The 12,467-nt window shown below is 61.4% G+C and carries 13 protein-coding genes; 9 read left to right on the top strand and 4 right to left on the bottom strand.

Going from position 1 to position 12,467, the window contains the following annotated elements:
* Positions 1 to 152: 152 nt before the first annotated feature.
* Positions 153 to 1,160: a substrate-binding domain-containing protein gene (locus G5380_RS11685; protein WP_041915397.1), complete on the bottom strand. Its 1,008-nt coding sequence runs from the start codon at positions 1,158 to 1,160 to the stop codon at positions 153 to 155.
* A 202-nt stretch (positions 1,161 to 1,362) separates the two neighbouring features.
* Here G5380_RS11685 and galE point away from each other — a divergent pair, with 202 nt between their 5' ends.
* The 5 genes from galE to bacA all read left to right on the top strand — a co-directional run bounded on the left by galE (position 1,363) and on the right by bacA (position 6,557).
* Positions 1,363 to 2,376, top strand: coding sequence for a UDP-glucose 4-epimerase GalE (gene galE, locus G5380_RS11680; protein ID WP_421352767.1), 1,014 nt, complete (start codon positions 1,363 to 1,365; stop codon positions 2,374 to 2,376).
* Positions 2,377 to 2,436: 60 nt separating this feature from the next.
* Positions 2,437 to 3,495 (top strand): UDP-glucose--hexose-1-phosphate uridylyltransferase, encoded by a 1,059-nt coding sequence (locus G5380_RS11675; protein ID WP_227274329.1) that lies wholly within the window; start codon positions 2,437 to 2,439, stop codon positions 3,493 to 3,495.
* The gene (gene galK, locus G5380_RS11670) at positions 3,492 to 4,640 is read left to right on the top strand and encodes a galactokinase (RefSeq protein ID WP_368166660.1); all 1,149 of its coding nucleotides are present in this window, start codon (positions 3,492 to 3,494) and stop codon (positions 4,638 to 4,640) included. Before G5380_RS11675 ends, galK begins: the two co-directional genes overlap by 4 nt.
* Complete coding sequence (gene galM, locus G5380_RS11665; protein ID WP_421352766.1) at positions 4,637 to 5,626, top strand: galactose-1-epimerase; 990 nt, start codon at positions 4,637 to 4,639, stop codon at positions 5,624 to 5,626. The genes galK and galM overlap by 4 nt, the downstream gene beginning before the upstream one ends.
* A gap of 115 nt (positions 5,627 to 5,741) precedes the next feature.
* Entirely contained in the window at positions 5,742 to 6,557 is an 816-nt protein-coding gene (gene bacA / locus G5380_RS11660) for an undecaprenyl-diphosphate phosphatase (RefSeq protein WP_421352765.1), read from the top strand.
* A 66-nt stretch (positions 6,558 to 6,623) separates the two neighbouring features.
* Here the strand turns inward: bacA and G5380_RS11655 are convergent, their stop codons facing one another.
* From G5380_RS11655 to G5380_RS11645, 3 genes are all read right to left on the bottom strand, one after another.
* Complete coding sequence (locus tag G5380_RS11655) at positions 6,624 to 7,319, bottom strand: ChrR family anti-sigma-E factor (RefSeq protein WP_421352764.1); 696 nt, start codon at positions 7,317 to 7,319, stop codon at positions 6,624 to 6,626.
* The gene (locus G5380_RS11650) at positions 7,312 to 7,881 is read right to left on the bottom strand and encodes a sigma-70 family RNA polymerase sigma factor (protein ID WP_005342561.1); all 570 of its coding nucleotides are present in this window, start codon (positions 7,879 to 7,881) and stop codon (positions 7,312 to 7,314) included. The genes G5380_RS11655 and G5380_RS11650 overlap by 8 nt, the downstream gene beginning before the upstream one ends.
* Positions 7,882 to 8,022: 141 nt before the next feature.
* Positions 8,023 to 8,589: an LON peptidase substrate-binding domain-containing protein gene (locus tag G5380_RS11645; protein ID WP_100644795.1), complete on the bottom strand. Its 567-nt coding sequence runs from the start codon at positions 8,587 to 8,589 to the stop codon at positions 8,023 to 8,025.
* Between the two features lie 310 nt (positions 8,590 to 8,899).
* Here G5380_RS11645 and argS point away from each other — a divergent pair, with 310 nt between their 5' ends.
* The 4 genes from argS (at position 8,900) to hslV (ending at position 12,441) form a co-directional block, all read left to right on the top strand.
* Entirely contained in the window at positions 8,900 to 10,645 is a 1,746-nt protein-coding gene (gene argS, locus G5380_RS11640) for an arginine--tRNA ligase (RefSeq protein WP_128816165.1), read from the top strand.
* A 3-nt stretch (positions 10,646 to 10,648) separates the two neighbouring features.
* Positions 10,649 to 11,491 carry an SPOR domain-containing protein gene (locus tag G5380_RS11635; protein ID WP_421209204.1) on the top strand — a complete coding sequence of 281 codons (843 nt, stop codon included), beginning with the start codon at positions 10,649 to 10,651 and terminating at the stop codon, positions 11,489 to 11,491.
* 35 nt (positions 11,492 to 11,526) lie between these two features.
* The gene (locus G5380_RS11630) at positions 11,527 to 11,721 is read left to right on the top strand and encodes a DUF1737 domain-containing protein (protein ID WP_216952631.1); all 195 of its coding nucleotides are present in this window, start codon (positions 11,527 to 11,529) and stop codon (positions 11,719 to 11,721) included.
* A 186-nt stretch (positions 11,722 to 11,907) separates the two neighbouring features.
* Positions 11,908 to 12,441, top strand: coding sequence for an ATP-dependent protease subunit HslV (gene hslV, locus G5380_RS11625; RefSeq protein ID WP_005342555.1), 534 nt, complete (start codon positions 11,908 to 11,910; stop codon positions 12,439 to 12,441).
* Positions 12,442 to 12,467 lie beyond the last annotated feature (26 nt).

Below are 12,467 nucleotides of genomic sequence, written 5' to 3'. Positions count from 1 at the left end.
TAGAGAAGTATGACGCAGGGAACGGCGATCTCGCTCACACAGATGTAAACGATTACACTAATTTTGTTAAGTAAAGCGGAGTAAAAATGATTAAAAACAGGTAAAACAATAACTGTGCAAGAAACGGCCCCGAACAGGGCCGCAAAAGGGGGCTATCCGGCCCGAACCGGTGCCACCGAGTGGCGATTGATCAGGGTGGGGGTATAGATCCGGCTCTGGGTCGCGTCACTCTCCCCCGCCGCCAGCTGAATGGCCAGCTTGGCCGCCTGGGCCGCCATCAGCTCAATGGGATAGCGCATGGTGGAGAGCTTGGGGCGCAAATATCTGGCATAGATGATGTCATCGAAGCCCACTACCGAAACCTCCTCCGGCACTCGCAGGCCGTTGTCGGCCAGCACTGAGATGGCGCCCGCCGCCATGGCATCGTTATAGGCCACCACGGCGGTCACCTTGAGCCCCTTGGCCAGCAGGTTGAGCATGGCGCGCTCGCCCCCCTCCTCGTTCGGCGTGCCGCTCTCGATAAGCTCGGGATCGGCTGCCAGACCGGCTTCCATCAGCCCATCCTGATACCCCTGCAGACGCAAGGTGGCATCCTCGATGGCGTGATCCGAGCTGATAAAGGCAATATGGCGGTGGCCCAGCTCGATCAGGTGGCGAGTCGCCGTAGCCGCCCCCAGCCGATTGTTGAGGGCGATGCAGCGCCCCTTGAGGGCCGGAATATCGCGGTTGATCAGCACCATACCGGGCACTCGCATGGCGTAATCGTAAAGTTCCTCGTCGCTCAGCGCCTTGCTGTGCACCACCAGCGCCTCGCAACGCTTGCCGATCAGCAGCTCGATCGCCTCACGCTCCTGACGCGCCTTGTGAAAACCGTTACCCATCAGCAGGTGAAGGTTCTGCTCGACGGCGATGCCGGAGACCCCCTTCACCAGTGCACCGAAGAAGGGATCCGCCACGTCACCGACCACTACCCCCATGGTGTCGCAGGTCTGGCTGACCAGTGCCCGCGCGTTGGCGTTGGGGGTGTAGCCCAGTTCGGCCATGGCCTTCTGCACCACTTCGCGAGACGCGGCACTGGCCTTGGGGGAGTTGTTCATCACCCGTGAAACCGTTGCCACCGACACATTGGCCAAACGGGCGACATCCTTGATGGTGCTCATGCTGTTTTCACTTCTTTCACTGTGCAATAGAGCGCCATTATACCCAGCAAACCCTTTGAAAACAGAGGTGAAACGCATATCTGCCATCAGGATGATCACAAAAACAGTGTAATCGTTTACACTGTTTTGCAAGCAAGCTCACAGTTTGGTCGCCACACCCTCGGCTAGACTGCTTCCAGACACTTTTTCAGTGGAGAGCAAGATGAATGTTCTGGTCACCGGCGGTTGCGGATATATCGGCAGCCACACCTGTCTGGCCCTGCAAGCGGCAGGTATGAATCCCGTGGTGGTCGACAACCTCTGCAACAGCAAGCGCAGCGTATTGACTCGAGTCGCGGCTATCAGCGGCCAGCAACCAGTGTTCTATCAAGGAGATATTCGCGATGCCACCCTGCTGGACCGGATCTTCGCCGAACAGCAGATCGACGCAGTGATCCACTTTGCCGCCCTCAAGGCGGTCGGTGAGTCGACTCGCATTCCACTGGATTACTACGAGAACAACCTCGGCGGCACCCTCACCCTGCTGCAGGCGATGAAGCGGGCCAATGTGCACAATCTGGTGTTCAGCTCCTCGGCGACCGTCTACGGCGATCCCGCCAATCTGCCGATCCGCGAGGATTTCCCCCGCAGCGCCACCAACCCCTACGGACGATCCAAGCTGATCATCGAGGAGATCGTCGAAGATCTGCAGCTGGCCGAGCCCCACTGGAGCATGACCCTGCTGCGCTACTTCAATCCGGTCGGCGCCCACGAATCGGGCACCATGGGTGAAGACCCGCAGGGGATCCCCAACAATCTGATGCCCTATATCACCCAGGTCGCCATCGGCCGTCGCGACTGCCTGTCTGTCTTTGGAAACGATTACCCCACCCCGGACGGCACCGGTGTGCGCGACTACATCCACGTGATGGATCTCGCCGAGGGGCACGTCAAGGCACTGCAACACTGTGCCGGCAAGGGTGGCGTGCACACCTATAACCTGGGCACCGGTCAGGGCCAAAGCGTGTTGCAGCTGGTCGCCGCCTTCTCCGCCGCCTGTTGCAAGCCGCTGCCATTTCGCATCGAACCGCGCCGCCCGGGCGACATCGCCGCCTGCTGGGCCGATCCGGCCAAGGCCGAGCGCGAGCTGGGCTGGCGGGCGACCCGCAACATCGACGCAATGTGCGCCGACAGCTGGCGCTGGCAATCCGCCAATCCAAACGGTTACGAAGAGTAGGCCTGCCTGCTCCCTGTTAATAGACGACCCTATTTTTCAATACCTTATTCAGGAGAGATGATGTTCAACCCCGTCGATCATCCCCATCGCCGCTTCAACCCGCTGACCGGCCAGTATGTGCTGGTCTCCCCCCATCGGGCCAAACGCCCCTGGCAGGGACAGGTGGAGAAGGTGAGTCAGGCCCCCAAACAGGCCCACGATCCCGACTGTTTCCTCTGCGCGGGCAACACCCGGGTCACCGGCGACATCAACCCCGACTACAAGGGCACCTTCGTTTTTACCAACGACTTCGCCGCCCTGATGCAGGATACCCCGGCCGCCAATAGCGCCAGCGATCCCCTGCTGAAGCTGGAAGCCGCCCGCGGCACCAGCCGGGTCATCTGCTTCTCGCCGGATCACGGCAAGACCCTGCCCGAGCTGCCGTTGCTCGCCATCGAAGGGGTGATCACCACCTGGAGGGATCAGGTCGCCGAATTGTCGGCCCAGTGGGAGTGGGTGCAGGTATTTGAAAACAAAGGGGCCGTTATGGGCTGCTCCAACCCGCACCCCCACGGCCAGATCTGGGGCAGCGATTTCCTGCCCAACGAGATCGCCCGCGAAGAGCAGCACCAGCGTGACTGGCTGGCCGAGCATGGCCGCCCCATGCTGCTGGAGTATGTGGAGCGGGAGCTGGCGGATCGCTCGCGCATCGTGGTAGATACCGAACACTGGCTTGCCGTGGTCCCCTTCTGGGCCGCCTGGCCGTTCGAAACCCTGCTGCTGCCCAAGGCGCACGTCCCCTCCATGCTCAATATGACCCAGGCCCAGCAACAGGATCTGGCGGTAGCGCTCAAGGAGCTCACCAGCCGTTACGACAACCTGTTCGAGTGCAGCTTCCCCTACTCCATGGGCTGGCACTTTGCCCCGCCCAAATCGGATTGCCCCGAGGCGTGGCAGTTGCATGCCCACTTCTATCCGCCCCTGCTGCGCTCCGCCACCGTGCGTAAATTCATGGTCGGCTTCGAGATGCTGGCCGAAACCCAGCGTGACCTTACCCCCGAGCAGGCTGCCGAGCGGCTGCGTGCCCTGAGCCCCGTTCACTACAACCAGACCAGCCACACCAATGAGGAGGCCCTATGACCCCCAGCCAACGCGTCAGCACCGTTTTTGCCGAGCAATTTGCCAAAGCGCCCGATCTGCTGGTGCGCGCCCCCGGTCGCGTCAACCTCATCGGTGAACATACCGACTACAACGACGGCTTCGTGCTGCCCTGCGCCATCGACTACGAGACCTGCGTTGCAATCGGCCTGCGCGATGACCGGCAAGTGCAGGTGATCGCCGCCGACTACGACAACCAGCGCGACCAGTTCGACCTCGACCAGCCCATCGAGCACCACTCCAACCAACGCTGGAGCGACTACATCCGCGGCGTGGTGAAGTATCTGCAGGAGCGCGGTTATGCCCTGCGCGGCCTCGATCTGGTGGTCTCCGGCAACGTGCCGCAGGGGGCGGGGCTCTCCTCCTCTGCCTCGCTGGAAGTAGCCATCGGTCAGGCCTTCAAAGAGGCGCTGGGGCTCGACATCAGCCAGGCCGAGATCGCCCTCAACGGCCAGCAGGCGGAGAACAAGTTCGTCGGCTGCAACTGCGGCATCATGGATCAGATGATCTCCGCCAGCGGCAAAACAGACCACGCCCTGCTGCTCGACTGTCGCTCGCTGGAGACCCGTCTGATACCCATGCCGGCGGATCTGGCGGTGCTGATCGTCAACTCCAACGTGCGTCGCGGTCTGGTGGACAGCGAATACAACACCCGCCGACAGCAGTGCGAAGCGGCCGCCCATCACTACGGGGTCAAGGCGCTGCGCGACCTCGATCTGGCCGGACTGGAAGCGGGCAAAGCCGGGCTGGATGAGGCCTGCTATCGCCGTGCCCGCCACATCGTCGGTGAAAACGCCCGCACCCTGGCGGCCGCCGATGCGCTGGCGAGCCACGACCTGACCCGCCTCAGCGAGCTGATGGCCGAATCGCACGCCGCCATGCGCGATGACTTCGAGATCACAGTGCCCGCCATCGACGGGCTGGTGGAGATCATCAAGGCTAAAATCGGCACCGATGGCGGCGTGCGGATGACTGGCGGCGGCTTCGGCGGCTGCGTGGTCGCCCTGCTGCGCCCGGAGAAAGTGGCCGAGGTGATTGCCGCCGTCGAGGCGGAGTATCCGGCCATCTCGGGCCTCAAGGCCGACTGCTACGTCTGCTCTGCCAGCGCCGGTGCAGGCAAGCTATGAGCAGCGCCATGACGCCATTCGAACTGGAAAACGAGGAGGGGCTGCGCCTGCGCGGCCTCGACTTCGGCGCTACCCTCACCTCCCTCACCCTGCCGGTGGCGGGCAAACGGCGCGAAGTGCTGCTGGGCTGTGCCGACGACGCCTATCCCACCCAGCAGGTGTGGCTGGGTGCGGTGGCAGGACGCTTTGCCAACCGCATCGGCGGTGCCGAGCTGGTGCGTGATGGACAGCACTGGTCGCTGAATGCCAATCAGGCCCCCAACTGTCTGCACGGCGGGCAGGCTGGCTTTCATCGCCAGCGCTGGCAAATCAAGGAGCTGGAGGCGGATCGTGTCAAGCTGGCGTTGCTCTCCCGGGCGGGGGATCAGGGCTTTCCCGGCAATCTGCGGGTCACCCTGGAGTACCGGCTGGAGCAGAACGATCTGGTGGTAGATTTCATCGCCAGCACGGATGCCACAACTCCGGTCAGCCTCACCAGCCACGCCTACTTCAATCTCGATGGGCAAACCGATGGCGGCGATATCCGTGACCACCTCATCAGCATCAATGCCGACCACTTCCTGCCGACCGACCCGAGCGGTTTGCCGATCACCATCACTCCGGTGGAGGGGCCATTCGATCTGCGCCAAGAGCGCCTTGTCGGGCAGGATTGGCTGAGTCATCCCCAGCAGCAACAAGCCAAGGGGTACGATCATGCCTTTGTGCTCAACGGCCCAACGCAAGTGTGGGCTGCTCGCGTGGTATCAGGGGACAGGCAGCTGGCGATGGAGGTCTACACCAACCAACCCTCGCTGCAGTTTTACACCGGCAACTGGCTGGCCAATACCCCGAACCGCAGCGGCCTGTCGCACCGGGATCACGACGGCTTCTGTCTTGAGGCGCAACAGCTACCGGACAGCCCCAATCGCCCCGAGCTGGGCAACCCCTGGCTGCTGCCTGGCGAGCGTTATCACCACCAGACCCGCTACCGCTTTATCCGCGACTGACTTAAAGGTTTCATGATTTTTACATAGCCTCAGCAGTCACTATCGAGCAAGATAAGCCGCCCCGAGACCCTCCCGGGGCGTTTTTACATTAACGAAGTTAAGGATTGTTTGTTCGATGACTGACACCTATAGCCTGCTGGTCGCCTTTATTCTGGGCGTCGTCGAGGGGCTGACCGAGTTCCTCCCCGTCTCCTCCACCGGCCACATGATTATCGTCGGCCATCTGCTGGGCTTTGAAGGGCCCAAGGCTGCCACTTTCGAAGTGGTGATCCAGCTTGGTTCCATCCTCGCCGTGGTCGCCGTCTTCTGGCGCCGCCTGTTTGGCTTGATTGGCATCCACTTCGGCCAGAAGCCGTCCCGGGATCACGCAACCCTGTCGCTGGTGCATGTCATCCTCGGCATGATGCCCGCCATCGTGATCGGTCTGGCCATCCACAGCTGGATCAAGGCCAACCTGTTTGGTCCGCAGACCGTCATGTACGCGCTGGTCGCGGGGGGCATCCTGCTGATCATCGCCGAGAAGTTCCGCCCGGCCGTCACAGCAGAAACCCTGGATGACATCAGCTACAAGCAGGCGTTCGGCATCGGTCTGTTCCAGTGTCTGGCCCTGTGGCCCGGCTTCTCCCGCTCCGGCGCCACCATCAGTGGTGGCATGCTGATGGGGATCAGCCGTCACGCAGCTGCCGAGTTCTCCTTCATCATGGCAGTGCCCATGATGGTTGCGGCCAGTGGGCTGGATCTCTACAAGAGCCGCGATTTCCTCTCGATGGCCGACTTCCCGATGTTTGCCGTGGGCTTTATCACCGCCTTCGTGGTGGCGATGTTTGCGATCAAGACCTTCCTGACATTGATCCGCCGCATCGACTTTATCCCGTTCGCCATCTACCGCTTTATCGTGGCATTCGCCGTCTATCTGGTGTTTGTCGCCTGATCGGCAGCCTGCAATCAAATGACAAAAGGGACCAACTTGGTCCCTTTTTCGATGGCGTCATGGTGCTTAGTAGAGGTGCTGGCTGATGCCGTTCAGCAGCCGCGACAGCCCCTTGGTGAACTGCACCGGCGCATCCTGCACCGTGTAGCAGAGGCAGCCATCGGGCGTATGCGGACTGTGGGAGTGGCTGGCATCACGCCAGATGAAATCCCCCGCCTTGTAAAGGGTATCGCCATCCTGAATATTGCCCGCCAGCAGCAGGGTCAGCTCATAACCCTGATGGGTGTGCTCGGGGATGCGGCCGCCCGCTTCGATATGGAGCAAGCTGGCGCGTGCCCCCATCTCGTCCAGCGGCAAACTATGCTGACGAATAGCCCCGATATGGCGCCACTTGGGCGAACGATAGCGGGCCAGCACCCGTGGCAAACGGTAGGCGTGACCGGCCACCTCCAGCTCGCCGTGCTGCGTTCGGGGCTGGTCATGTGTTGGCTTGGAGAGGGGTTCTGCCAGCGGTTGGGCCAGAATATCCGCCAGCATGGCGTCGAATCCGGCGTCCAATCCCACTTCATCCCGAGAGTCCGCCTCAGGCTCTGCTGGCGAGGCAAGATATTGCTGCGCCAGCTCCTCTTCGAATGTCTTCAGTCGGGCAGCACAATCGGGGCAGAGTTCACAGTGAGCGGAGAGCCCCACCGCCAGCGGCAGAGGGAGCTCGTCGGCGGCGAAGGCACGCAGCATAGGGTCGGTCGGATGGGCTTTAATCATGGCCTTGCTCCACTTGCTCTTTCAATTTCTGTAACGCCAGCCGGAGGCGGGACTTGATAGTACCGAGCGGCACGCCGAGTCGCTCCGCCAACTCTTGCTGGGAAAACTCCTGCAGATAGATGCCGCGTACCACCTGCTGTTGCGGCTCCGGCAGGGTGCCCAGATAATGGGCCATCTGACGGGTCAGCACCGCATCCTCACCGCCGCTCAGATGCTCCTCTTCGGCCTGAAACTCCAGCACGGGCCACAGCTCCTCGGCACAGAGATCCTCCTTGCTGGCGCGACGACGGCGCAGCATGTCGAAGCACTGGTTGCGCATCACGGTATAGATCCAGGTGGTCGGCGCCCCCTTATCGGGGTGGTAGAGGCGTGCCTTCTGCCACACCAGCAGCATGGTCTCCTGCACCAGCTCCATGGCGTTGGCCTCGCTGCCGAGGTGGCGCAGGCCGTAGCTGCGAATACGCGGCGCAAAGTGTTGGAACAGGCGGGCAAAAGCAGCCTTGTCGGCCTGCTCTGCCACCCTGATCAGCAGAGATTTGAGGTCGCCATCCGGGTTATCCATCACGGGCGAGGTCCTGCGTATGGTCGAGTGTGGTTGGCCAGTATATGCCATTGCGCCATCCCTTTGGTGTGCTGTCGAACATGCTGTGGTGATGACTTGTACGGCGCTGCGGCGCTGGCGGATCTGCGGGTCAGAAAAAAATCAGTGGCTGGCCACCAGCACCCCCTTGAGCAGGGCGATGGCGGGCTGATTGTCGGCAGCGGCCAGCAGCAGCTGCTTCTGTTCGGGGGGTATCGGCAGCACCTCCAGCCAGCGCTGGGCCACCCAGTTGCCATCGTCCCAGCAGGGGGCGGGATAGAGGGCGGCATAGTCGGGATAGTCGGCAAACACCTCCCGCAATGCCTCGACCAGCGGTTGCTGATCGGGATGGAGCCGGCGGGGCGGCCAGGCCGTCAGCGGCGTCACCTCGCCGATACGCAGGCCATCCTGCTCCTGCCACAGATCCTCTATCTGCACCCGCTCCATCCCCTGCACCGTGATCCCCAGCATGCCGTCCGGCAGCCGGTCGAAATCGATGATGGTGACCCGAGTGGCGATGGGCAGCATGTTGCGCAGGGCGTCGGGCTGGCGAGGATCCACCATGCAGAGGGCAAAGCCGGACTCCCCCGCCTCGGCAATCATCCGCTGGTATCTCGGTTCGAAGATCCGCAGCGGCATGACGCCGCCGGGCAGCAGGTGGGCAGATAGGGGAAACAGCGCCAGTCGCATCGCAAACTCCTCGGTTGGGAACCTCTGTTGATACGCCGGGCCAGTGGGAGGAGATCATTCCCGTCAGCGGAAAGGAAAAACCCTTAACAATCAGGGGAAAATAGCCTGGACAAGCCGCTTCGATATGCAGTAGAAATGGATAAGCACCGTAATTTCCGCCCAATATTCTGGAATATGGCGCCAAACGCAGTGAAATATCCGCCCGACAGCGAGCGGCGGGTCATCCCTATAGTTTTCTCGAGCCGATGCGGGTAAAATTCACGCCCTTATATATCAGTCATTTTTCGACGCGCAACCTTGGTGGTCAGTTATGAAAGAGCATATTCATCATCTACTTGAACAAACGGTAGCCAATCTCAAGTCAGCAGGCGTCCTGCCAGCGGACCTGGAAGCCCGCGTGCAAGTAGACCGATGCAAGGAAAAAGCTCACGGCGACCTGGCTACCAACCTGGCCATGCTGCTGGCCAAACCGGCCCGCAAGAATCCCCGTGAGCTGGCAGCGGCCATCATCGAGCACCTGCCTGCCTCCGACCTGATCGCCAAGGTCGAGATCGCCGGTCCCGGCTTTATCAACTTCTTCTTCGACCAGCGCTGGCTGGCCGGTCAGGTTGAGGCCATGGTGACCTCTGCCAACGCCAACGTACGGTTGCCCGCGCCACAAACCGTGGTGGTGGACTACTCCGCCCCCAACGTGGCCAAAGAGATGGCGGTGCACCACATCCGCTCCACCGTACTCGGTGATGTGGCTGCGCGCGCGCTGGAGTTCCTCGGCCACAAAGTGATCCGCGCCAACCACATCGGCGACTGGGGCACCCAGTTCGGCATGCTGATCGCCTATCTGGAGAAGATGTCCAACGAGCACGCCAGCGACATGGCGCTCAAGGATCTGGAAGCCTTCTACACCCAGGCCAAGCGTTGCTACGACGAAGACGAAGCCTTCGCCGAGCGCGCCCGTAACTACGTGGTCAAGCTGCAGGGTGGCGACGAGTACTGCCGTACCATGTGGAAGAAGCTGGTCGACATGACCATGGAACAGAACCAGATCAACTATGACCGCCTGAATGTCTCCCTGACCAACAAGGACATCATGGGCGAGTCCATGTACAACGACATGCTGCCGGAGATCGTTGCCGACCTGAAAGCCAAGGGGCTGGCGGTCGAAAGCGAAGGCGCCACCGTTGTCTTCCTGGACGAGTTCAAGAACAAGGATGGCGAGGCCATGGGCGTCATCATCCAGAAGAGCGATGGCGGTTTCCTCTACACCACCACCGACATCGCCTGTGCCAAATACCGTTATGAAACCTTGGGCGCCGACCGTGTCATGTACTTCATCGACTCCCGTCAGCACCAGCACCTGATGCAGGCCTGGACCATCACCCGCAAGGCGGGCTATGTGCCGGAATCCGTGCCGCTTGAGCACCACGCCTTCGGCATGATGCTGGGCAAGGATGGTCGTCCCTACAAGACTCGTTCCGGTGGCACCGTCAAGCTGGTTGACCTGCTCAACGAAGCGGAAGAGCGCGCCGCTGCCCTGCTGGAGAGCCGCAACAGCGACCTCTCTGCCGAAGAGAAGGCCAACGTGGTCAACGCAATCGCCATGGGCGCGGTCAAGTATGCGGATCTCTCCAAGAACCGCACTACCGACTACATCTTCGACTGGGATCTGATGCTGTCGTTTGAAGGCAACACCGCCCCTTACCTGCAGTATGCCTACACCCGTATCCAGTCCATCTTCCGCAAGGCTGGCGTCGATGCCGCTACCCTGACCGGCAATGTGACCCTGAACGAAGAGGCCGAAGAGGTGCTGGCCCAGAAGCTGATCCAGTTCTCCGACGCGGTCAATGGCGTGGCCGACAAAGGCATGCCGCACCTGCTCTGTACCTACCTGTACGAGTTGTCCGGCAACTTCATGACCTTCTATGAAGCCTGCCCGATCAACAAGGATGGCGTGGACGAGGCAACCCGTCAGAGCCGTCTGCTGCTTTGCGCCGCCACCGCCAAGGTGCTGAAACTGGGCCTCGGCGTACTGGGCATCCATACCCTGGAGCGCATGTAATAGATGGCAACCCGGGATTATGTCGGCAGCCGCCCACGACGTCGGGCGGGTGGTCGAAACAGCAAGAAAGCGGCCCCTCGCCGCTTTCCTGTTATTCCAGTGCTGCTGGTCGTGGCACTGCTGGCAGGCTTTGGTGGCTTCCTTTACATGATCAATGGCAAGGGCAGCGACGCCCCCACCATCGAAGAGCAGGTAAAGGCCAACAAGCCAAAACCACAGAACAACGGGTTGCCACAGGAGAAGTGGAGCTACATCGAACGGCTTGAGAACAAGCAGGTCGATGTTATCGAGCCACCGCCCCAGCCGGGCGTGCTGCCACCGCCCCCCGCCGATACTCTGACCCTGCAGCCGGAAAAGCTGCCGCAACCGGTACCGACCGACATTCCCCAACCGGGGACGCCCATCGGCCAGTCCAAACCCTATCAGACCAATCCGGCGACCACGCCTGACAACGGTGCGCCCGTTGCCAGCGCTCGGGAACAGGTGATCGATCGCCAGGCCGAACGGGAGCGAATGGAGCGGGAGATCCGTGCCGAGCTGGAGCGGGAGCAGGCCGAAGCGGCCAAGGCCAAAGCGGCTAACCCGCCAGCCCAGACCGCAGCCGCCGACAGCGGTCGCTATATGATGCAGTGCGCGGCTCTGCGCTCGCAGGATTCCGCAGAGTCGCTCAAGGCACGTATCGCCTTCACCGCCGGTCTCTCTTCCAGCCTGCAGGTGGTCAACACAGCCAACGGTACCGTCTACAAGGTGATGGTGGGCCCCTTCAACGGCAAGGCGGCCGCCGACGCGGCCAACGGCAAGCTGCAGAGCTCCGGCATCAGCGGCTGCATTGCCAAGAAGGGTTAGCATACTGTCAGGCTGAACCAGCAGAGAACCAGAACATGACAAATTCGAAACAGCCACCAAATGGCCTTCCGGTTTACCGCTTGATTACTGGGCCTGATGACGCGACATTTTGTTTTCGTGTCAGCGAGGCACTAGCTCAAGGCTACACGCTGTATGGTTCTCCCTCGGCGACGTTCAATGGCCAAACTGTGATCGTGTGCCAAGCGGTAGTCTGGTCTGAAACAACATAATGCGGACAGTGTGCAGCAGGGCCGGGTGGCAACACCCGGCCCTGTTCTTTTGGTGTCACTCGCACCCACGCTCTTTATTACCCCGTTTATCCCGACCAAAGGCAGGGTTGAAAAGCCCGTTTGCCATCCCCATCTTTCTTGCCATGCACAGTCAGGCCGTCATTCGGCTCAAGCGAGGTAAGTAAAGTGACTACCATAGTTTCAGTTCGCCGCAACGGTCAGGTCGTCATCGGTGGCGATGGCCAGGTCTCTCTTGGCAACACCGTCATGAAGGGCAACGCCCGCAAGGTTCATCGTCTCTATAACGGCAAGGTGCTGGCCGGTTTCGCTGGCGGTACCGCCGACGCCTTCACCCTGCTCGAGCGTTTCGAAGCAAAACTGCAGGCCCATCAGGGTAATCTGGAGCGCGCCGCCGTGGCGCTGGCCAAAGATTGGCGCACCGATCGCGCTCTGCGCCGCCTCGAAGCACTGCTGGCCGTGGCCGACGAACACAAATCCTTCATCATCACCGGCAACGGTGACGTGGTGCAGCCGGAGCACGATCTCATCGCCATCGGCAGCGGCGGCAACTTTGCCCAGTCCGCCGCCATCGCCCTGCTGGAAAACACCGAGCTGGATGCCAGGACCATTGTCGAGAAGTCCCTCAAGATTGCGGGCGACATCTGCGTCTTCACCAACGGCAACCACACCATCGAAGTGCTGGACTACGCCGCCAAATAAGGCCACCAGCCAAACCCAATTTCCCA

Source organism: Aeromonas sp. 604443, from assembly GCF_049170315.1.
GTDB lineage: Bacteria > Pseudomonadota > Gammaproteobacteria > Enterobacterales > Aeromonadaceae > Aeromonas > Aeromonas veronii_A.
Note: the sequence above shows the minus strand (reverse complement) of the source record. Positions and strands in the feature narration are given on the sequence as shown.